Source organism: Paenibacillus sp. LjRoot56 (assembly GCF_964253335.1).
Classification (GTDB): domain Bacteria; phylum Bacillota; class Bacilli; order Paenibacillales; family NBRC-103111; genus Paenibacillus_E; species Paenibacillus_E allorhizoplanae.
Genome location: NZ_CAXURV020000001.1, coordinates 931,556 through 952,500, shown reverse-complemented (window position 1 = coordinate 952,500; position 20,945 = coordinate 931,556). Strand labels below are relative to the sequence as shown.

The window sequence follows — 20,945 nt, the reverse complement described above, 5'->3', positions numbered from 1 at the left end:
AATTGGAGAAAGAATGTGAGTGTATATGTGTGTGTGATCTATTAAATACCCCACGCACTTCCTCACCAACCCCATAGTGCCCCGCCTACCAGCACTCCGCCAGTACAAGCGATCCCACAAGCCTCTTAGCTACGAATACTCCGCTTTGTCTCCACGCCTATAAACAACCGTTCGCCTCCGGGGTGAGGACTGGAACAAAGGGAAAGGGGATTGGAACGGGAATAGAAGACAATATAGGAGGGAGAGGGGCAAAATAGAGAGATATGCCGAGGCATATCGCCGTAACCGCACGAGTTGCTCAATTTCCCCGAAAAACCGGCACTACCGTTTCCTCCGACATCCTTTAGTCCGAAAACATCGAATTAATCTTACCGTCAGCGCCATCCAAACTGGATTAGTCCGAAATCACCCAACTGAAATACCCTAAACAACCTCCGCCCCAGAAAAGTGGTTAATAGTTCGGCAGAATCTGACTAATTGGTCTTTTTCGAGCGGGATGCTTGATTTAGTTCGGAGAAATCAGACTAAACCAGATTCAGACGATAACGAAATAAGGGTAAGCTTCACAACATATAAGTGCACAAAAGAGAGGGAGCTGCGCTCCCCCTCTTCTATTACAAAGGCACCACGTTGCGCCAGCTGCGCAACGCCGTAACATCTTCCGCGCCTTCGGCCGCGTAAGCTTCACAAACGAAGCCCGGGACTTCCGTGCCGTCCCGGAGCTCAACCTTGCCGATCCCAAGCGGAGCCGGGATCGCTGCAACAAAGCCGCCGAATGCCTCGAGCGGCATCTCCCAAATCTCCAGCTGGATGGCTGCGCCACCCTGCTGTTGCTTGATCATCCCCGGCTTCGCAGGGGATGTCGGCAGCTTCACAAGGCTGTACTTCGCCGCAGATTCATCCTCCCGGATGAACCGTGCTCCGCAGCCTCGCATTTGTTTCTCCAGCGGGTAGCCACGCATGTGCAGCCCGCAAACCGCCACGAGCGTCGTTTGCGCAGCAGCGGCGCTATCCGCACTTGAACTTTTGCTCTCAGCGCCCGCCGCAAACAACTCCGCCGCCCCACAAATCAGACCCTCCTCTTCCGCTACAGCGAAGAGGGTAATCCCAAAAGGCGTCTCCGGTGCCGCATCGCCCGCAGGCACAGCTACTGCGCACAGATCCAGCAGGTTGCAATGGTTCGTGTAGCGACCCATATCGCGATTCGTGCTGATCGGGTCAGCGAGGACCTGCTCTCGCGTCCATGTGCCTCCACAAGTTGGCATCACAAGCACAGCATCCTGCAACAGCTTTCGAGCTTCCAGCTTATACTGTTGAAGCTTATGCATCGCTACAAATACCGATGCCGCATCATATTCGCCAGCTGCACCCGAACGCAATATCTTCTCCGTCACCGGATAAGCTACACCAGGATTCGCCTCAATAAATGGTCCTATATCAGCCCAGCGTTCAGCTACCCATGGACCTTCATATAAAATCGCCGCAGCTTGCGCGAATAACTCAACATCTATCTCAACAACCTGAATACCCTCGCGTCGACTAACCTCACGTACCTGATCAACGGCCTTCAGCCATGCTGCACGATACTCCGCAGCGTAAGGCCCATAGAAGCCAACGTCCCCTGCAGGGAGACATACTCGCTTAGGCAACCCCGCCGGCTTCCGCACCACGTTTCGGGACCAAGGATCTTCCGCGTGAATACCGCGTGCCACGCTGTCTACGACAAGCGCATCCGTTAGGGAATGCGCGAAGACCGTGACACAGTCGAGGCTCGCACAGGCTGGCACGACCCCACGGGTCGGCCATGCGCCGAGACTCGGCTTATAGCCGACAAGGCGATTCAGCGCTGCCGGCACACGGCCGGAGCCTGCTGTATCGGTGCCAAGTGAGAAAACCACTTGGCCACGGGCTACGCTGACGGCTGAGCCAGAACTCGAGCCGCCGCTGATCAGTTCCGGACGCAGCGCGTTATGCGCGTCCCCGTAAGGACTGCGAGCGCCGACTAGGCCCGTCGCGAACTGATCAAGATTGGTTTTGCCTACAGGAATGGCGCCTGCCGCAATCAATCTCTCGACGACACCCGCATGCTCATCCGGCGTAAACGCATATTCTGCGCAAGCCGCCGTCGTCGGAATACCAGCTAGGTCAATGTTATCTTTGATTGCGAAGGGAATCCCCCACAGCGGTGCGTCTGCCAAGGAAAGTGAGGATAAACGATCCAAGTACGGCTGAATCGCATCCATCGTCGGCGGCGTAATCCAAATGTTCATGTCAGCATCCGCGATGGAACGCTCTACAATCGTCGACATGACCTCGTGTGGAGATAATGTGCCCGCTTCATATTTTTCACGCAAGTAAGTTATGGTCAATTCTTTTTCCAACTCATCGCTACTAATCCGTTCTCCGTCTTTTCGCTCTCCCATAGCTCCTACACCTCTCCCTTATGCAGATTGTGCGATACCCAGAATTAATTGTCCGGCATGCACCTGATCGCCCGGCTTAACGCCAATCATCGAAACAAAGCCGTCACAAGGTGCGTGCTGCGGGAATTCCATTTTCATACTTTCGAGAATGGCCAGTTGGTCACCCTTCTTCACTTGCTCACCTGGGGATACCAACACTTTCCAAACGCTGCCTGGCATAATACCACGCACAGCGATCGTTCCTGCAGGTAACTCATCCTCCGGCGCAGCATCGCCTGTCTCCTGCTCGGAGACATATTCCGCAAGACCTTTCGCTTTCCAGCTCTCACGTTCTTCTTTGAACGCATCACGCTGCTGGGTACGGAACGTATCCGTTGTTTCTTCTATAGAACTTAGGAATTGTAGATATTCCCCTAGATCAAACGTCGTCTCTTGAATGTCAGCCTCATAACGTCCGCGAGGGAAATCCTCACGCAGTTGCAGCAGCTCTTCCGCACTCACTTCATAGAATTGAATCTGATCAAAAAATCTCAGCAACCAAGGCTTCCCCGCCTGAAAGCTCTCCGTTGAGCGCAGACGATTCCACATTTGAATGGTGCGTCCTACGAATTGATAGCCGCCTGGACCTTCCATCCCATAGACACACATGTAAGCTCCGCCGATGCCGACGGCATTTTCTGGTGTCCATGTACGTGCTGGATTGTATTTCGTTGTGACTAGACGATGACGGGGATCAACAGGTGTTGCCACAGGAGCCCCTAAATACACATCACCCAACCCTAGAACGAGGTAGTTCGCTTCATATACTATTTTTTTCACTTCATCTATGGTGTCTAGGCCGTTAATCCTTTGAATGAATTCAAGGTTACTCGGGCACCAAGGCGCATCCGGGCGTACACCCTGTTGATAACGCTCGATCGCAAGCTGTGTTGCTGGATCATCCCATGACAATGGCAAGCGCACGATACGTGATGGCACACGGAACTGTTCTAAAGGAGGAAGAGCAGCGTCGATCTCCACAACTTTTTTGCATGCCTCTGTCACCGTAATTTGCGACGGATCAATATGAATTTGCAAAGAGCGGATCCCCGGCGTCAGATCAAGTACTGGAATCGAGCCACTTTCCACAATCGCCTGCATCAAAGCCTGCACTTGGAAGCGCAGCAGCAAATCCAGCTCTAGCTCACCGTATTCGACGAGCAAGTTTTGATCTCCACAACAGCGGATCGTGATTGGGAATCGGCGATTCTCTACTGCATGGAAAAGTCGCGGATATTCCGGTGTAATCTCCTCATTTACTGCAGGCAATTGCACATGTACTAGTCGGTCAAAATCTCCCTCGCCAATCGCACGCAAGTTGCTCTCTTGCAGATCACGCAGTGCTTCAGCTTCCGGCAGCGTCAGCAGGTGGAAACGGATCGAGTCACCTGGGTGCAATTGACCTAACTTCCAGAATTCAGCGGATGCCGTCGTCACCGGGCACACAAATCCACCAAGACTCGGTCCATCAGGCCCAAGCAGAATCGGCATATCGCCCGTCAAATCCAGCGTACCTATCGCATAGGCATTATCGTGGATATTCGAAGGGTGAAGTCCCGCTTCTCCACCATCTTCACGTGTCCATAGCGGAGCAGGCCCTTTCAAACGAACCCCTGTCCGCGAGGAGTTAAAATGCACTTCCCAGCTCGTTTCTGTCAGTTGATCCAGATACTCTGTACGCAAAAACTCACCTGTACAATGCGGTCCAGGAACGACCCCAATCGTCCACTCGCGTGTCATCCCTGGGCGATGATCCTGAGCTAGTTCAAACACGTCTTGTACACGGTTCTCGCCGCCTTCATTAACACCAAGCACATCACCCGTACGAAGCGCACGTCCGCCATGCCCACCGAAGCCACCCAACGTAAACGTGGATGAGCTGCCTAGAAGCTTCGGCATATCAAGTCCGCCGCCGATGAGCAAATACGTGCGCATGCCTTCTTTGGCTTCGCCAAAGCTTAGCACTTGCCCTTTCGATGCAAACACCGGACGGTACGTAGCAACCGTCTCCCCATCGAGCTCCGCTTGCATATCGGCACCGGTTACGCAGAACCACATGTCACTGCGGAACTTGTAGGAACCGCCACGCAGGGTCATTTCAAGACCAGGCGCATCGTCCGCATTGCCTAGCAATTTATTCCCAATACGGAACGACAAAGGATCCATCGGTCCGCAAGGAGGCACGCCTACATCCCAATGGCGGATACGGCCTGGGAAGTCTTGCACAGTCGTTTGAATACCGCCATCAACAACTTCAAGCGCTCTTTCCGTAGGCTCGAAGGTGTTAAGCAGCTGCGTGTACACGTTTCCGCTCAAACAAGTTTCCTCTTGCAGAAGGGCACGCACATACTGCAGGTTCGTCGTTAACCCATACATGCGCGTTTCAGCCAGCGCTTCTACTAATTTATGGATCGCGTCTAAGCGGTCTTTGCCATGAACAATAATTTTAGCCAGCATCGGGTCATAGAGTGTGGTTACGGTTAGACCATCACGAACCCATGTCTCATTACGAGCTTCATTAGAGAAAACTGCACGATCCAACTGCCCCGCACTCGGACGGAACTGTTGCAAGCAATCCTCTGCGTAGATCCGCGCTTGGATGCTGTGGCCTTCAGGTTTGCGGATTAGGGATTGAATATCATTCAGCTCAAGTGCCGCTTCACGCACCATCCACTCCACGAGGTCAATGCCGAGTACTTCCTCTGTAACACCATGCTCTACTTGAAGGCGCGTGTTCACTTCCAAGAAATAAAACTCACACGTTTCTGGATCATAGAGATATTCAACCGTTCCCGCACTTCGGTAGCCAACCTCTGATGCCAAACGCTTCGCCGAAGCAAACATCGCTTCACGCACGTCATCTGACAGGTTCGGAGCAGGACTTTCTTCTATTACCTTCTGATTACGACGTTGGATAGAGCAATCGCGTTCACCCAAAGTTACGACTTCACCCAAGGAGTTGCCGAAAATTTGCACTTCAACGTGACGAGCACGGGCAATATATTTCTCGAGGAACATGCCTCCGTTTTTGAAATTCGTCTCAGCCAAATGGCGTACACCATCGTAAGCGGAGCGCAATGTCGCTTCGTCTGCGCAGACACGCATGCCGATCCCGCCGCCACCTGCTGTACTTTTCAGAATAACCGGGTAGCCAATACGCTTCGCTTCTGTTAAAGCTTCTTCCAGCTCCGTGATTAGCGGAGTACCTGGCAGCATCGGAACGCCAGCTCGTTCGGCAATCTCACGTGCGGAATGCTTCAGTCCGAACATTTCCATTTGCTCCGGAGTCGGTCCGATGAATACAATGCCATGCTCGCGACAAGCACGAGCGAAGTCCGCATTCTCACTCAAGAAGCCATAGCCGGGATGGATCGCTTGCGCACCCGTTTCGAGCGCCGTTTGGAGAATCAGCTCTGTATTCAAGTAACTCGACTTCGCTGGCCCCTCACCGATCAGAACCGCTTCATCGGCTCCATCCACATGTAAACTATCTTGATCTGCAGCCGTATAAACAGCCACGGATTGGACCCCCAGTTTGCGCAATGTACGCTCGATACGCACAGCGATTGCTCCACGGTTCGCAATTAGCACTTTTGTAAACATCGTAACCACTCCTTCATGTGTATGTTCGTTATTTATCCCAGATAAGCACCTGAATCGGTGTCGGGTTATAGGCATTACATGGGTTGTTAAGCTGAGGACAATTGCTGATGAGTGCCATCGTGCTGCCAATGGACTGCATTTCAACATAGCAGCCTGGCGCGGATACACCATCATCGAATTTCAAACCGCCATCTGGTGTCACGGGTACATTCATGAAGAAATTAATGTTTGGCGCCAAATCCCGCTTCGTATATACACCGTCCTGCCCAGCTAACTGCAGCATGAACGTATCACGACAGTTGTGCATCGACAGTTTATCGTGCGAGTAACGCACGGTATTGCTCTGCGCCGAGCACGAGCCACCGACCGTATCATGACGGCCGCAGGTGTCAGCTACGATTCGCAGCAATTCCTTGCCTGACTCGGCTCTCAGGATGGAACCTGTGCTCAAGTAAATGTTGCTTTGACCTGTGATCGTCGCCACCGCACTGTAATGATCCTCAGGATTCTCCGCATCATAGAACAACGTGTCTGCTGCTTGATTCCCTTCGAGATCCACGATCCGCATCACTTGCCCTGGCTTCAGGACACGCATCCAGCCATCCCCCGCTTGAACCACTTCACTATATATCGCATCCTCCACTAAACGAGGGCTTTCTACTCGATTAAAAACGGCCATTTTCGTTCCTCCTCCTGTTAATCGTTTCTACTTAGAACCTAACAGTGTGTGATATTCCCATGTATTTTCAAAAGCTCGGCGATTCTCCGGGCGATAATTCAAGCAAAAATCGTCTTCATTAACTGGCGTGGCGCCTTCCACTTCGATTTTGACAGGCACAGATGGGTAACTCTCTCTTGGATCAAGCGGATTCGGTGTGTTGGACAGAACGATTAGTGTGTCTAACTCCGTCCGTAGGGTAACAGTTGCCCCTGCTGGGCAGTGGTCAAGGCTGAGTCGCATGTCCCCATCGTCATCCACGACGACTTTGGAAAAGAAATTCACCACAGGCATCATATCCCGCATGCTCAGGCCATTACGAACAAGCTCCACTGCAAAGTTCTCTTGACCGCTCCGCAGCCAATCGTTACGCAGCTCCTGATAATTTGTCGTTCCGTACTTGGCATCTGTCGCTGCACGGCTTGTGTATCCGCTAAGTGGATCGTGCCACCCTAGGCTGTCTTCCACGATACTCACCATCGCACGACCGTTATCGCTCATCAGTACATTCCCACGAGTCAAATGAGCCGTATGCTGCGCCTTCAACGTATCCGGCATATTGTAACGCTCCGTCAGATCCTTCGCGTGGTACAACTGGATTGACACATTCGCACCTGCTTCCAGTGCAGTCAAGCGAATCAACTTCCCTTTGCCAATTACTCCTGACCATTTTCCTCCTGGCCCTATGTCCTTGCTCCAAATGTTCCCCATGCTATCGCTCTCCTTCGCTTTTTGCTTAAACAAAAAGGGAGACATCACAAGACCCATTGTCTTGGTGATATCTCCCAGGTTTTTATCCTTCCGTGGCACTCTTTCACAAGAGTGGTTTACTCTCGGACCAGCCCGGTATGTTACCGGCGGAACCCTAGTAAACAATCGTATTCGTTTGTGTTACTAAACATAACATCATTGATGTTTGGTGTCAATAACTTCTAATTATTTTAGTTAATATACGTAAAATACTTCTCATAACCCTAATAATGTGTTATATTAACTTACACGAACAGAGAATATCTAACATTGTGAATAAAATGATTAACCACCTTACATATAAGTAATGAAACATCACATACAAAGTTTTCTAGGGTTCCGCGGGCAGCCTAATTCCCGGACTGGACCAAGAGGAGACGCACAGCTAAAGACTGTGTTCACGGAGGGATAAAAGCCCGGGAGATATCTGTAACCTAGATATCGCCTTGGCTTTTTTGCATATAAAAACCTCTTCTGTGTTCACATAAATCACCGATGAGGGAGTGTTATCACTATGACCACTGAAGGCACACTACGTAAATCCCTAAGCTTGTACCAAGTTGTTTATATGGGACTCGCTTGGATGACTCCTATGATTTATTTCTCCATCTATGGGATCGCCTATGAGAATGCACATGGCATGTTGACGCAGGCTTACCTGCTCGCCTTTATCGCCATTTTCTTCACTGCGTACAGCTATGGTGTGATGTCGAAGGTTTTCCCAACTTCCGGTTCCGCCTACACCTACACCAAAAAGGGCATCCATCCCTATCTAGGCTTTCTCGTAGGCTGGGTCTTGCTCCTGGATTATTTCTTCTCCCCTATCATCGCGTGCCTAACCTTCGGCATCTACCTGCATGCTCAATTCCCGTCCATTCCTGCTTATGTGTGGATCATCGGACTTAACATCGTCCTCGGTCTCATCAATATCATCGGCATCAAATTCTCTGCAAATATCAGCAAATTGTTCGTCTGGATTCAAATTATCTTTATCGCAGTGTTCTGCTTCTTTCTATTCCGTAACTTATCTGGTGCTGGTGAGATTCACCCACTTCAGCCTTTTCTGCAAACCGATGTGCCCTTCTCCACTATTCTCGCTGGCGCTTCCATTATATGCTTCTCTTTCTTAGGCTTTGATACGGTGACAACGATGGCCGAAGAAACGGTCAATTCGGAGAAAACCATTCCGCGCGCTATCATGATCATCATCATTACGGCCAGCGTTCTTTACTTAGTGCCATCATTCCTAACACAGCTCGTGTATCCGCATTTAACTTTTGTTCATATTGACTCTGCAGGCTTTGAAATTGTGAAAATGGTAGGAGGAGCCGCATTGAGTTCCGTGTTTCTCACCGTCTTGATTCTTGCGATCTTCACACAAGGATTATCGTCCGTTACTAGCGTGTCACGCCTCCTCTTCGTGTTGGGTCGAGATAACGTGCTGCCGAAGCGAGTGTTTGCGTTCCTTCATCCAAAGTTCAATACACCAGTTATCAACATTGTGATCGTTAGCGTCGTCTCGCTGCTCGCGCTTGTGATTTCCCTGGATAACGCCGTGAAATTCGTTAATTTCGGCGCCCTTTCCGCCTTCTTCTTCGTAAATGTATCTGTCATCGCACAAAAGTATATGAAAGAACGCCAACGCTCGCCGAAGCAAACGATCTTATATCTCGTACTTCCGTTGCTAGGCGCCGGATTCATCGGCTATCTATTGTCGTTGCTGGATAAGGACGCGATATGGATGGGCATAACGTGGCTGCTGGTTGGGGTGGTCTACCATCTCGTTCAAAAGCGTACCGCTCAAACCAAAGATGCTGCAATGGCCATTAGGGCTGACGCTCAACACCTCTAAACTAGCTAGAACAGAACTAGGAAGAACCTGAGGATTTCCACAGGTTCTTCTTTTCTTATGCAGAGATTCACTACTATGTCCCCGACACCCCCGCTACTTCACTCCCCACCTTATTTACCTCTACACTCCATTTCCATCACCAACTAGCTAGTCATTGCCCCAACGCAAAAAAATAGCTGGAAAAACTCCAGCTATTTTCTTTCATATTCACGTTTATTCACGATTTAATGTAAAAACCAATAACTACATAATTTCCATCTAATCAGGCTAAACACCACCCGAAAATGGTGAAATTAAATGTAGTTTTTCCAGTTAATTGCTACCGGGGAGTGAAAAGTGTAACATCGAGGTCTACGGCCTGCGTTATACAGTCAGCAGTTAGGGTTACTTACTTCCGATCCGCTGGATACACCAACCCGATCTGTCTCCGCGCCTCATCCATAATAGCCATCGCCGCACTGGAATTCGCATGTGAGTTCGTCGGAGACTCCAGATCGCCAGCCTTAATCAGCCGACTAAACTCCTCCGCCTCGTAGCGCATCGTCCTTGTGCTTTGCTCCCGCGTCAAATCCTCTACGGAGCCATCGCGGTAACGAATTTGTACTTTCTCTGGTTGGTTAATCTTATCAATGACCATGGTTGCCAGTTCGCCTTGGATTTCAGCGGGCAGGTAGGAGCTGGCGATTTTGGAGTGCTGAATGACAGCATCCATTTCTTTGTAGCTTAGCAACAAGCTGCCCTCGCCATCAACGCCTGATTCCAGCATCACCGCGCTCGCTTGTACCCTTTCAGGTGCACCGAATAACACAACCAATGGATAAATACAATACACACCTAAGTCCATCATTGAACCATTCGAAAATGCAGGATTAAAAGCATTCAACAGAGTACCTTGCTTATAGGCATCATACCTAGACGAATATTGACCATAGCTCGCAACATAACGGCGCACTTTGCCAAGCTTATGTAAATTGTCTTGTACCGCTTTAAAGTTAGGCATGAGCGTTGATTTCAACGCCTCCATGAACACAACCTGCTGGCTGCGCGCTGTGTCAATCATAGCGGCAAGCTCCGCACTATTGGAAGCTGCAGGCTTTTCGCAAATCACATGTTTCCCATGCTTCATACAATGAACAGCATACTCCGCATGTAAGGAGTTCGGGCTTGCAATATAAACAGCATCAAACGCATCACTTTGCGCAAATGCCGTTAAATCTGTAAATTGATGTACCACATCAAATTTCCCTGCGAATTCTGCGGCTTTTTCCGCCGTGCGTGAGTAAACAGCGGTCAATTCGAACTCTCCTGTTTCGAGCGCCGCATGAATGAATTCCTCTGTGATCCAGTTCGTACCAATAACTGCGAATCGTATCATTTTCCCCATGACTCCTTCATCCTAGCTATATTCTTTGACCTCTACCCTACCAAATTCACCCTCCGAATTCAATCTCAGCGCCTTTCTGATTTCCACACAATCATTGAAACTTCCCGTAATGCTTGATCTTTACTTTCGTTTGACAATGAATCTCTACCTCGGGGTATACCTCACGCCAGTCCATCGCTTTCCATTCCTTATAGGGAACGATACTCTTAATCACGTTTCCCAGCCCGAGGCTATCTACATTATGCTTCTGCATATCTTTCACTATGGTCTCCATGTGCGAGGTGATTTTCTCCCCAATTTTCCCCTCTAATGCATGCCGATCTTCTTCTTTGCTAATTTTCAAACCTCCCATGTACTCCAAAATAACACCGCTTACTGAAATCTCGAAATCCACTCTGAACGAGCTTCCGTCCGTCCGTGCCGCGTGAACCTGGCGTTTGCTAACCAACGAATCGAACAATACAAACTCTTTCTTATCTCCCTCTTCACTTAGACGCATGGGTAAGGAACCTAACTTGAAATTTTTGATTAACATGGCGAAAAAAATCGATTCCTTGTCTGCTATTTTCATCACGTAGCGATCATCTTGAAACAAGGCAATGCCATTCACCTTCACATGGTCACCAATATCTTTAATAATCGGTGCAACAGGGTCAATACCATCATCATAATAATCTCTAGTGAACTCGTATAAAGTAATCTTCGGTATGCTCTGGAACTTCATTTCAGATTCCATCATTCGATCAATATACTGTGCTGTTCGTAAGTAATTGCTGTAGTTTTTGACTAATAAGTCATGGGCATCTCCATCTACAACAGTCACTTTGACACGCGGTGAAACAGAAGGATCCCTCACCAAGGTATCGATATCATCCCAAAACCCTCTCTGAGCTAGTGTCGTTCCGAACAAAATATTACGCATCTGACCGCTAACCAGAACCAGCTGAGTCTGTCTTGAGAGATCTACTTTTGCACCTTTGCTGCTATCTGAAATGGTTGTTAACACTTCCCTTGGTCTGCGACCTTCGTCCACAGCTAGAGGAATACTATTGGTTACCTTGAGCATTCCTCCAGGCATTAAATCGAAACTTGTGGTATGGGTTAGTCCAATCTTCTCTAAGATCCGCTGGTCATTCCCACAGCCTGTGATCGTCATCAGCAACATACAAATAATCAGCCATTGAAACCGCGTCTTATACAAGCTGTTTTCGCCACCTTTGAATAGAAAGAATACCAATTAAACAGATCGGTAGGACAAAGCAATAAGCAATATTCAAATACGCACAAATAGTCAACCATTTACCCACTTCATCCAACACACTTGGCATTAACGAAATGAGAAAAGTGATAACCATCATAAATAACGTGATCCGCTTAAGCTTAAAATTTTTGAAAATTCGCTGCATACATAAACTCGCCGCCCAATGATACATGACAATCGTAATGAGAACCCGAAAAACAAGAAAACTAAAGAGGATATTCTCCGCTCGCTCGATAAAAGGAAATTTAATATACGCAAGTAAGTCGATAAAAGGAAACATAATTAATTTCAACTGCTGCAAGCTATAGAAACCGAAGCAAATTAGGCACACACTCACATAAATAAGAAAGCTAAACGCACTAGCTAGCTGTACACCTGTAATAAATCGCGTTTTCTGCTGAACATAGGGGAACAACAACATGCAGAGCTCATACCCCAAGAAAGAACCATAGAGATTAAAAAAACCTGTCCAGTGCTCTTTCCCCTCTTGAAATATATAGTGCGTGTATCGCGATAATTGCAAGTCATTATAAAATGGAATTTCCAAAGGCATCATCCACAATATCAAAAAGAAAAATACGGTACCTGCTTTCACAATCGTATACACACCTTTAACGAGCAGTAAATACGCAAGCAGGCTGATAACGAACATGAAAGACATCGGGTTTGCAGTTGGAAATGCAGTAACTTGGAAAATAAGGACATACTCCTTAGCAACCAGACTAGCCGTAAGTGACCAAGTGAGCCCTACAATGACATATAACGGATAAACGATCCACTTGGGCAGAAAGCTTTCAAAAATAGTGAATATATCTGCTCCTTTCCCCATTTTCCAAACGACCCGAATCAGGTGGATATTGAAAGCAACTATAGCAGCGATGATAACTAACATAAGCCAACCGTTATAGCCAAAATATTCAGCTGCAATACGCGGTAAAGCAAAGATCCCCACCCCAACTTGTATCATATGAATCAAAATGAAGATATGGAAACCGTTCAGCTTCTCATTCACGCACGGATCATCCTTATTTTCTCATTTTATTCTTCTTGGAATTGGTCGTTTTCACCTGACTCGGCCGTGCTGTCAGCATAGAGAAGGGACTACGAATGAAAACATCCTTCCAATCGGCCCATTTTGTAGGCGCAAAGGGTGAAAGATAGGACGTCCCCAAACTGGTTAACCCACATAAATGGATGACAATAAAACCAATGCCCGACATCAGCCCGAAATTCCCCCATATGCCCGCTAGCAATATCAAACCAAAACGGATAAGACGAATCGATGCACTCATCACATAACTCGGAATAACAAAGGACGATATCGCTGATGAAGCGACTGCAATAATGAGAATGTTACTTGTAAGCCCTGCTTGAACAGCCGCTTGACCAATAACAATACCGCCAACGATGCCGATGGTTTGTCCGATTTTGGTCGGCAAACGCGCCCCCGCTTCTCTCAGCAGTTCAATCGTAATTTCCATCAACATAGCTTCGATAACTGGAGGAAACGGTACCTTACTTCGCGATTCTCTTAAAGTTAAAATCAGTGCCTCTGGGATCATCTCATAATGATACGTTGTCACAGATACATAGACAGCCGTGAATGTAATGGTTATCACGAAGGCGATAAATCGGAGCATCCTTGTAGCAGTCCCGATCGACCATCTCTGATAATAATCATCCGCGGAAGAGAAGAAGTCGAAGAAAGCTGTCGGAGCGCTCACCACGGCCGGACTCCCATCTACAATTGCCAGAATGCGGCCTCCCACCAATTTGGAAACGGCTGTATCTGGACGCTCCGTAATTAGGAACTGCGGAAATAACGAGTACGGATAGTCATCGATATACTGAGAAAACATGTTGCCATCATAGACCGCATCAATCTCTATTCCACGAATACGTTGAACAAATTCATCAACCAGGTCCAAATTCGCAATACCTTTGATATAAAGAACAAAAATGACTGTTTTGGTGACTTCACCAACTTCTAGCTTAATGACTTTTAAATGGGAGCTTTTCACCCGTCTTCGCACTAGCGAAAGGTTCGTGCCCGCTGTTTCAGTAAACGCATCATGCGGCCCCGTAATAACAGTTTCGGTTTCAGACTGCTGCACACTCCTTGACTCAGGCCCATAAACAAAAAATAAATACACTTTTTCATTATGAAAAATCGCCACTTGCCCCGACAAAATGCCAACGACAATTTTCTTAGGGTCATCCGATTTTTCAAACTGCGACTGATCCAAAATGGGGCTTAAATCATCCGTTTGTACATTCGATAATGGATCCATGACTTCCCTAGACAATTGCGTGTGATCAATCATATGAGGAATATAAACAATATCAACCCGGATACTGGGTATGTTTCGATGAAAAACATCAATACAATCCTCAAATTGCTCCAAAATATGAGCTAATGATATCGACTCATCTGTATGGGCCGTCTCCGTAAACGCAGGTATCTCAAATCGTGTAGGCTCTCTGTCTACTTGCCGCGAGAAGGAAAACAACAAACGATCCCATATGGCCATGCATGATCCCCTCCAGCTAGAGCTTTCCATTATTCTGAGCAGTTACGCTTAAAATATTCCATTTCGCCCAAAAGTTGCGCTTGCCCACGCATCTTGACACGAAACCAAATGGTTTCATATAATAAGACATGTAACCAAACGGTTTCACGTTGGCGAGTCCGATGGAAAAGTAATTTTGCGGGAAAACTAGGTGGATGTCGATGGGTATCCATTCGAAAGGAGATTACCTGATGCAAGAGGAATTACTAAAAAAGTTGCGATACAAGCAGGGACGAGCACTCGTTATGCAAGCACCTGAAGGCTATGCACTCGGTGTCGAGGAAAATTCGGAGCCGAATGGAACTTATGATTTTGTTCAGCTTTTTGTTCATAACGCTGCTGAAGTAGAAACATGGGTCCCTAAAGCGATTGCCCATTTGAACGAGGATGCCCTATTCTGGATCACCTATCCTAAACAAAGCTCGAAGATCAAAACGGATATTAACCGCGACAGCTTATTCGGGTTAGTTGGCGATTCAACAGACTATCGAGCGGTCAGCAATGTCGCGGTAGATGATACATGGTCAGCGCTGCGTTTTCGTCATAAGAGTAAAGTGAAAAGTAAATAACAACACTAAACAATGGAGGTTTTCGACAATGGAAAATCAAATGCAATCACTACCTGATATTAAACAAACACTGGTTTTTAACGCACCTATACAGAAAGTGTGGAACGCTGTAGCCACTTCTGAAGGCATCGCGGTTTGGTTCATGCCGAATAATTTCAAGCCGGAAATCGGCTATGAATTTCATTTGGAAGCTGGCCCTTTCGGCAATTCTCCTTGTAAGGTTACAGAATTAGATCCCCCGAATCGCCTAAGGTTCTCTTGGGGCAAGGATTGGTTCTTAACTTTTGAATTGAGCGAATTAGATGGCAGAACACAGTTCACCCTTACCCATGGCGGTTGGGATATCGACAAAGTTACCGAATTCGGTCAACCGCATGATACGGTTCGTGATACGATGTCACAAGGCTGGGCAGGCATCGTCCAAAGGCTATCTGCTTACATCGAGGCTTAAGATGGCCATTCCCGCGCAAAAGCATGACGTCTTTCAGGCCATAGCCGATCCCACACGACGACACCTGCTGCAGCTTCTGGGTGATCAGGAAATGCCGGTCACTGTCATCTCAGGCCATTTCCCTATGAGCCGCACAGCGGTATCGAAGCATCTTCGCATTCTCGCCGAAGCCGGTTTGGTGAAAGAACGTAAAGTCGGCCGCGAGACCCGCTACCGATTGGAGGCCGAGCCACTGATGGAGCTCAAACGTTGGCTTTCCTATTACGAGCGCTATTGGGAAAATAAACTCAATGTGCTCAAACGTTTCGTTGAGCAGGATGATGATGCAGCTGAGCTCAAATTCACCCCACTTGAAGTGGTGGATCCAGAGAAATAGATGAATTGCGCGAAGAGTCTTCCGTTTTGGGGAGGCTCTTTTGCGTTGCGGAGCCGAGGGAGTTGCGATGAGCTGTGATCGGATGTGATGGGTGGCGAAATTGAATAGATGGAAAAAACTCCTACACCACTCCCAGTTAGCTTACAAAAAGTAATTTACTTACTTGACGGAGGACCAGCGAAGGCGTATTATTAGTTACATAAAGTAACTAAATATATTTAAGTACATTAATTATAAATAAGGAGATGTTTTTCCATGATTTCACCGATATTTGTAGGGCACGGTTCACTGATGATGGCACTGCAGGATACTGCTTGTACGCAATTTTTACTCGAGTACGGTAAAAAACTGTCACCCAAAGCCATCGTCATTTTCACCGCGCACTGGGAAACCGAAGTGCTTACCATTTCCTCCACGAATGATGCCTATGAAACTATTTATGATTTCCGCGGCTTCCCTGATGAGCTTTTTCAATTAAAATACCCAGCCAAAGGGGACGTTGCATTGGCTCAATCGATCGCGGAGCGCTTTCAAGCGAAGGGCATTCCTGTTCAACTCGATAGCACACGCGGCCTAGACCACGGCTCATGGGTACCGCTTCTGAGAATGTTCCCTACACCTGAAGTTCCCGTCATTCAAATTTCGGTGAATCCATATTTACCGCCTGCCGAGCAGTACCGGATCGGCGAAGCCTTGCGTGGTCTGGATCAGGAGGATATCCTGATCATTGGCAGCGGCGCCACTGTGCATAACCTGCGCGCGTTGAACTGGAATGCGACCGAGCCGGATGCTTGGGCGGTAGCTTTTGACGATTGGCTTGCTGCGAATATGCAAGCCAAGAACCTTGAGGCGTTGTTCAACTACGCCGCGGAAGCCCCTAATGCGAAGATGGCCGTGCCACGCCCTGAGCATTTCATCCCGCTCTACATCGCGATGGGGAGCGGCGATCCTAAGCGGCAAGTCGAGATCATCCACCGTAGCTACGAGGTGGGATCGCTGAGCTATTTGTCCGTTTCATTCTAATTAGAGCTGCATGTGTAACGCCCCGCATGAAATTGGTTAGGTTGCACATGCTAACATAACTAATTTCAACAAACAGAGGTGCTCAAGCATTGACATGGACGACTCGCACTATTCAAATCTTATTGGCAGCAGCGTTTGTCATGTTCGGGATTTTGAAGCTGTCTACCCATGACCTGCAAATGAAAATCTTCACTTCGACCTACGGGTACAGTGTAGGTTTCATGTACATCGTCGGAGTCGTCGAACTCATCACCGGCATCGGGCTTATCATCGGCCTATGGCACCCGCGAATTGCGCTGCTCTCCGCAGGTGTCATCGCCATGATTATGGCGAGCGCGATGCTGACCCACATCCGCTCCCATGAGGGGATGCGGACCTCTATTCCGCCTTTGATCTTCCTTGCGATGGCGATATTCCTCGTTGCCAGAAACTCGCGTGAACGAGCACGAGAGTGGCACTAAGAAGTTTATAAAAAGCGTGCAAGCCTCTGGGCCTGCACGCTTTTTATAATTTCTCATTGCATGATATCTTCTCGAACTCACTTATATCGCCAGAAGATGTCAATGGTGTGCAAGGCGTTTTAGAATTCGGTTCAAAAGCCCGATATCATCACCAAGGTCGGAGAAGAAAGCCCGATCCTCCTCTTCTACAGCCCGAACGGCTTGTGAAGCGATCACATCTCCAGACTTAGTTACCGATATCACGTTCGCTCTAGAATCCGTCGGGTGAGGCCGGCGCTCGATATATCCTTTTTTCTCCAGTGTTCTCAGCACCTGCGACGTAACATTGACATCCATCTGTGCATGCTGGGCTAATTGAACTTGTGTAATGCCAGAGTGGTCATTCTTTTCATTTAGCCATTTACAGGAAAAGAGCAGCACGAATTGCGGGTGTGTCAACTCAAAAGGATCCAATGCCTTCCGTATCGCCTTTTGCCAAATATTCGTCACCTGCCACAGCATAAAGCCGGGGCTTTCCTCTGCATTACTGTATTTCGAACTCATTTACATTTCCTCCAAAGCTGTTCAACATGGCATTCGCAATGACCCGAAAGTCTTGCTGCGATATCTCAAAGTGCCCAAAACGAAACGGGTAACCCCAACTTTTCACTCCGCGTATGAAGCTAAGCTGCTCCAACAGGGAGCTAATCTTCGTTTCTTTACAATCAGTATAGCGAATGTCACGACGAAAAGGTATGAAAGAATCTGACATCGGATACTCATATACCCTGTCATCCAGAACCTGCCCGATAGCAGTGAAGGCTTGCAGCGGCTCCCCATCCTTCATCTCCGTTCGAGGTGAGTAATAGATAAGCCAATCACCGGATCGCATGCGTCTTAAAGGTGCTGCCTTTCCATGACAGAGCTGAGCGAAACCGCCCTGCACACCTCGTCTCACATGCGAAGCCGACACAACACCGATCCAATAACGGCTTTGTTCGCTCAATATATCAGACAGCATGCCGAAGCTCTCTTTCCAACGCTAATGCGACAAGCCCCTCCATCGTATGCGGTATGCCTTCGGCCATACCAGCTCCAATCACCGGGCCTAAATGTTCCGCATTTGGCCCCGTGATCGTCACCTCGTGCGTAACCCTCGTCCCTTCGGCAGTCTCCACTAAATGATGCGTGAAGTGAACTTGAATCCCTGCGGCCGGGATATCGGTAACGTCCGAGAAGCCGCGCAGAGGATTGACCTCCTTCAATTCAAAATTCAGGCGGTCCTGGCCTTCTGGCTGCAGCAACCCGCGTGTACCTGCGACAAACGCCCCCTCTAATGAAGCATGTACAATTCCCTTGTCCCACTCCACCCAAGTTGAGATATCGCTATACAGACTCCAAATTGTCTCCGCTTTTGCCATTGTCATTACACTGTGCTCAAATTTCCACATTATTTAACACTCCCTATATAGTATTTGTACATATAATATCATTACATATTATATGAGTCAATACTATATTTTCGAATCGAAGCACCCGAACATCACATCTCTGACCATTACAACTAATAGTACTATCTCTAACGTAGCAACCAATAACAAAAAAGAGACCCACAGCAACGGGCCGCAGGTCTAAAGTATATATATTTAAAAGGGGGTCGAATTTCATTATAGGATCCGAACCTTAAAGCGAGATGAAATTCAGATGTCATTTGCGTGACAATTCATTCGTTATTCATTACAGCTTGCACTACTCAGCCAACTTGGACTTGATGGGAATATAAATATCCATCTCTAGAAGCTCATGCAGATTCGAATGACAACGCTCATCATAATATTCAAACTCGGCACTCCCCGCATGTTCGTACCCTGAATGAGGAAACCATTCCGTGAAAATCGTCTGCCACGTACTTTGAATTGACGCCACAAACTGCTCCTGCTTCACCTTCGGTGTCGTGAATACAGCGTAATTCGCCTCTGGAAACTCGCGACATACCATATTCTCCGGAACATCCTCGAAGCTCGTTGCCTCCATCCCGATGATGTAGGTCAAATCCCCGCTCTCCAAGTTGAAATCCGCACAAATTCCAATTTCAACAGGCAACCCTGTATGAACACGATTCGGAATATGTTGCCCTAACCCTTCTTGCATGTACTTCTGCCAGAACAACGGGATATCTCGGTGATTTTGCCCCTCCTTGCAGGAAGTCTTCAGTTCATATCCAATCACTTTAAAACTAGGTTTCGTTTTCAATGCGTAGTCCATACGTATTCCTCCTAAATAGGGATTAAATTTCCGATCCAGCACATTCACTTTGGGATAGTTAGGCGGTCGTATGCCTTGCTTGCGGTAGGCAAGCGGCGTACGTTCAAACACCTTTTTGAATGCCCGCGAGAAATTCTCCGGGGATTGGAAACCATTGTCGAGGGCGATATCGATCAACTTCTGTTCCGTGTGTGCGATTTGGTAAGCAGCTCTCGCTAATCTCCTTTTGCGCACATACTCCATCACCGCGTCGCCTACCATCGTCTGAAAAACCCGATGAAAATGAAAAGCAGAGAAGCAGGCGACCTCGGCTAAGCATTCAACAGACAGTGGACCCGACAGATGCTCCTCAATATGATCCAGCGTCCTCTGAATCCGCTTCTCATAATTGGTGTCCATCGTCTGCCCCCTTCAACTTCGTAATCTCAGTTTACGTCATTCGGAGCTACGCTTCTTGATATTTCTTGCTCCTCACTTCCAACTTCCTTTGGAAGCAACGGAATATGTCTTGTATTGATTCTTCCCCTTAATTTCAAGAAGATTCAACTGCAGACCGTAGGCACAACCGCCATCGATCCCGATTTTGTCCGTATCAAACCACACTTCCGCTTTCCCATGAATATCCTTCGTCGTTGTATGTCCGAACACAACAATCTTCTTCACAACAGTTCTCTGTTGCACAAAGGGTGCACGAATCCAAATAAAGTCCCGCTCCGGCTGTGTTTTCCAATCTACATACGCGGGATTCAGCCCGGCATGGACAAAAATATGCGTGTCATTTTCGTAATAAAGCGGCAGCTCACGTAAAAATGCCAGATGCTCACTGCAATTCGCCCGAATACGCTCTTTCGCCGTTTTCAAATCAAAGTCCCTGACTCCGCTAAAGCTTTGGAACGTCTGTATGCCGCCATGCTCAAAAAACTTCATTTCCGTCAAGTCATCGGTCCCGCTCACGACTTCCAAAAAGCGCTGATCATGATTCCCTTTGAGCGCAATTGCCCCCTTTTCACGCACAAGGAACATCACATGCTCCACAGTTTCCCGACTCGCTGGTCCCCGGTCTACATAATCTCCTAGCAAAATAAGTTGATCCTCTTCCGCATTAAACTTTGCTTTATCTAGTAATTCCTTAAATTCCTCAGCACAGCCGTGGATATCGCTAACAGCTAGCAGTCGTTTCATAGACGTTTCCCCCTGATGTTCTCTTGTCAAAACTCCCAT

The 20,945-nt window shown here is 47.9% G+C and carries 19 protein-coding genes and 2 riboswitches; of the genes, 6 read left to right on the top strand and 13 right to left on the bottom strand.

Going from position 1 to position 20,945, the window contains the following annotated elements; genetic code table 11:
- Nucleotides 1-614: 614 nt before the first annotated feature.
- From atzF to ACSQ8O_RS04325, 4 genes are read right to left on the bottom strand one after another with little or no spacing between them, the layout of a single operon-like run.
- Nucleotides 615-2,423, bottom strand: a complete 1,809-nt coding sequence (atzF, locus tag ACSQ8O_RS04340; protein ID WP_436240572.1) for an allophanate hydrolase — start codon at nucleotides 2,421-2,423, stop codon at nucleotides 615-617.
- An 18-nt stretch (nucleotides 2,424-2,441) separates the two neighbouring features.
- Nucleotides 2,442-6,065 carry an urea carboxylase gene (gene uca, locus ACSQ8O_RS04335; protein ID WP_436240571.1) on the bottom strand — a complete coding sequence of 1,208 codons (3,624 nt, stop codon included), beginning with the start codon at nucleotides 6,063-6,065 and terminating at the stop codon, nucleotides 2,442-2,444.
- Between the two features lie 28 nt (nucleotides 6,066-6,093).
- Nucleotides 6,094-6,744, bottom strand: a complete 651-nt coding sequence (locus ACSQ8O_RS04330) for an urea amidolyase associated protein UAAP2 (RefSeq protein ID WP_436240570.1) — start codon at nucleotides 6,742-6,744, stop codon at nucleotides 6,094-6,096.
- A 27-nt stretch (nucleotides 6,745-6,771) separates the two neighbouring features.
- The gene (locus tag ACSQ8O_RS04325; RefSeq protein WP_436240569.1) at nucleotides 6,772-7,494 is read right to left on the bottom strand and encodes an urea amidolyase associated protein UAAP1; all 723 of its coding nucleotides are present in this window, start codon (nucleotides 7,492-7,494) and stop codon (nucleotides 6,772-6,774) included.
- Nucleotides 7,495-7,563: 69 nt separating this feature from the next.
- Nucleotides 7,564-7,663: riboswitch (guanidine-I (ykkC/yxkD leader) on the bottom strand.
- A 190-nt stretch (nucleotides 7,664-7,853) separates the two neighbouring features.
- A riboswitch (guanidine-I (ykkC/yxkD leader) is annotated at nucleotides 7,854-7,958 on the top strand.
- 89 nt (nucleotides 7,959-8,047) lie between these two features.
- On the opposite strand from ACSQ8O_RS04325, the gene ACSQ8O_RS04320 reads away from it, so the two are divergent.
- On the top strand, nucleotides 8,048-9,385 hold the full coding sequence (locus tag ACSQ8O_RS04320) for an APC family permease (protein WP_436240568.1): 1,338 nt from the start codon (nucleotides 8,048-8,050) through the stop codon (nucleotides 9,383-9,385).
- A gap of 388 nt (nucleotides 9,386-9,773) precedes the next feature.
- Here the strand turns inward: ACSQ8O_RS04320 and ACSQ8O_RS04315 are convergent, their stop codons facing one another.
- From ACSQ8O_RS04315 to ACSQ8O_RS04300, 4 genes are all read right to left on the bottom strand, one after another.
- Nucleotides 9,774-10,760: a Gfo/Idh/MocA family protein gene (locus ACSQ8O_RS04315; protein ID WP_436241938.1), complete on the bottom strand. Its 987-nt coding sequence runs from the start codon at nucleotides 10,758-10,760 to the stop codon at nucleotides 9,774-9,776.
- Between the two features lie 100 nt (nucleotides 10,761-10,860).
- Nucleotides 10,861-11,970, bottom strand: a complete 1,110-nt coding sequence (locus ACSQ8O_RS04310; RefSeq protein ID WP_436240567.1) for a Ger(x)C family spore germination protein — start codon at nucleotides 11,968-11,970, stop codon at nucleotides 10,861-10,863.
- Nucleotides 11,963-13,042, bottom strand: coding sequence for a GerAB/ArcD/ProY family transporter (locus tag ACSQ8O_RS04305; RefSeq protein WP_436240566.1), 1,080 nt, complete (start codon nucleotides 13,040-13,042; stop codon nucleotides 11,963-11,965). Before ACSQ8O_RS04305 ends, ACSQ8O_RS04310 begins: the two co-directional genes overlap by 8 nt.
- Nucleotides 13,043-13,055: 13 nt before the next feature.
- A complete protein-coding gene (locus ACSQ8O_RS04300; protein WP_436240565.1) occupies nucleotides 13,056-14,561 on the bottom strand; it encodes a spore germination protein in 1,506 nt (501 codons plus the stop codon).
- A gap of 200 nt (nucleotides 14,562-14,761) precedes the next feature.
- Between ACSQ8O_RS04300 and ACSQ8O_RS04295 the strand changes: the two genes are divergently transcribed.
- The 5 genes from ACSQ8O_RS04295 to ACSQ8O_RS04275 all read left to right on the top strand — a co-directional run bounded on the left by ACSQ8O_RS04295 (nucleotide 14,762) and on the right by ACSQ8O_RS04275 (nucleotide 17,480).
- The gene (locus ACSQ8O_RS04295) at nucleotides 14,762-15,169 is read left to right on the top strand and encodes a hypothetical protein (RefSeq protein WP_436240564.1); all 408 of its coding nucleotides are present in this window, start codon (nucleotides 14,762-14,764) and stop codon (nucleotides 15,167-15,169) included.
- Nucleotides 15,170-15,197: 28 nt separating this feature from the next.
- Nucleotides 15,198-15,620, top strand: a complete 423-nt coding sequence (locus ACSQ8O_RS04290; protein ID WP_436240563.1) for an SRPBCC family protein — start codon at nucleotides 15,198-15,200, stop codon at nucleotides 15,618-15,620.
- A 1-nt stretch (nucleotide 15,621) separates the two neighbouring features.
- The gene (locus ACSQ8O_RS04285) at nucleotides 15,622-15,996 is read left to right on the top strand and encodes an ArsR/SmtB family transcription factor (protein WP_436240562.1); all 375 of its coding nucleotides are present in this window, start codon (nucleotides 15,622-15,624) and stop codon (nucleotides 15,994-15,996) included.
- Between the two features lie 255 nt (nucleotides 15,997-16,251).
- The gene (locus tag ACSQ8O_RS04280) at nucleotides 16,252-17,019 is read left to right on the top strand and encodes a DODA-type extradiol aromatic ring-opening family dioxygenase (protein WP_436240561.1); all 768 of its coding nucleotides are present in this window, start codon (nucleotides 16,252-16,254) and stop codon (nucleotides 17,017-17,019) included.
- 89 nt (nucleotides 17,020-17,108) lie between these two features.
- A complete protein-coding gene (locus ACSQ8O_RS04275) occupies nucleotides 17,109-17,480 on the top strand; it encodes a DoxX family protein (RefSeq protein WP_056618648.1) in 372 nt (123 codons plus the stop codon).
- 99 nt (nucleotides 17,481-17,579) lie between these two features.
- Here ACSQ8O_RS04275 and ACSQ8O_RS04270 read toward each other — a convergent pair whose 3' ends face one another.
- From ACSQ8O_RS04270 to ACSQ8O_RS04250, 5 genes are all read right to left on the bottom strand, one after another.
- Nucleotides 17,580-18,023, bottom strand: a complete 444-nt coding sequence (locus ACSQ8O_RS04270) for a MarR family winged helix-turn-helix transcriptional regulator (protein ID WP_056618645.1) — start codon at nucleotides 18,021-18,023, stop codon at nucleotides 17,580-17,582.
- On the bottom strand, nucleotides 18,004-18,480 hold the full coding sequence (locus tag ACSQ8O_RS04265) for an EVE domain-containing protein (protein ID WP_436240560.1): 477 nt from the start codon (nucleotides 18,478-18,480) through the stop codon (nucleotides 18,004-18,006). The genes ACSQ8O_RS04270 and ACSQ8O_RS04265 overlap by 20 nt, the downstream gene beginning before the upstream one ends.
- Entirely contained in the window at nucleotides 18,470-18,910 is a 441-nt protein-coding gene (locus ACSQ8O_RS04260; RefSeq protein WP_436240559.1) for an SRPBCC family protein, read from the bottom strand. The genes ACSQ8O_RS04265 and ACSQ8O_RS04260 overlap by 11 nt, the downstream gene beginning before the upstream one ends.
- 298 nt (nucleotides 18,911-19,208) lie before the next feature.
- The gene (locus tag ACSQ8O_RS04255; RefSeq protein ID WP_436240558.1) at nucleotides 19,209-20,123 is read right to left on the bottom strand and encodes an effector binding domain-containing protein; all 915 of its coding nucleotides are present in this window, start codon (nucleotides 20,121-20,123) and stop codon (nucleotides 19,209-19,211) included.
- Nucleotides 20,124-20,195: 72 nt separating this feature from the next.
- On the bottom strand, nucleotides 20,196-20,906 hold the full coding sequence (locus ACSQ8O_RS04250; protein WP_436240557.1) for a metallophosphoesterase family protein: 711 nt from the start codon (nucleotides 20,904-20,906) through the stop codon (nucleotides 20,196-20,198).
- Nucleotides 20,907-20,945: the final 39 nt, after the last annotated feature.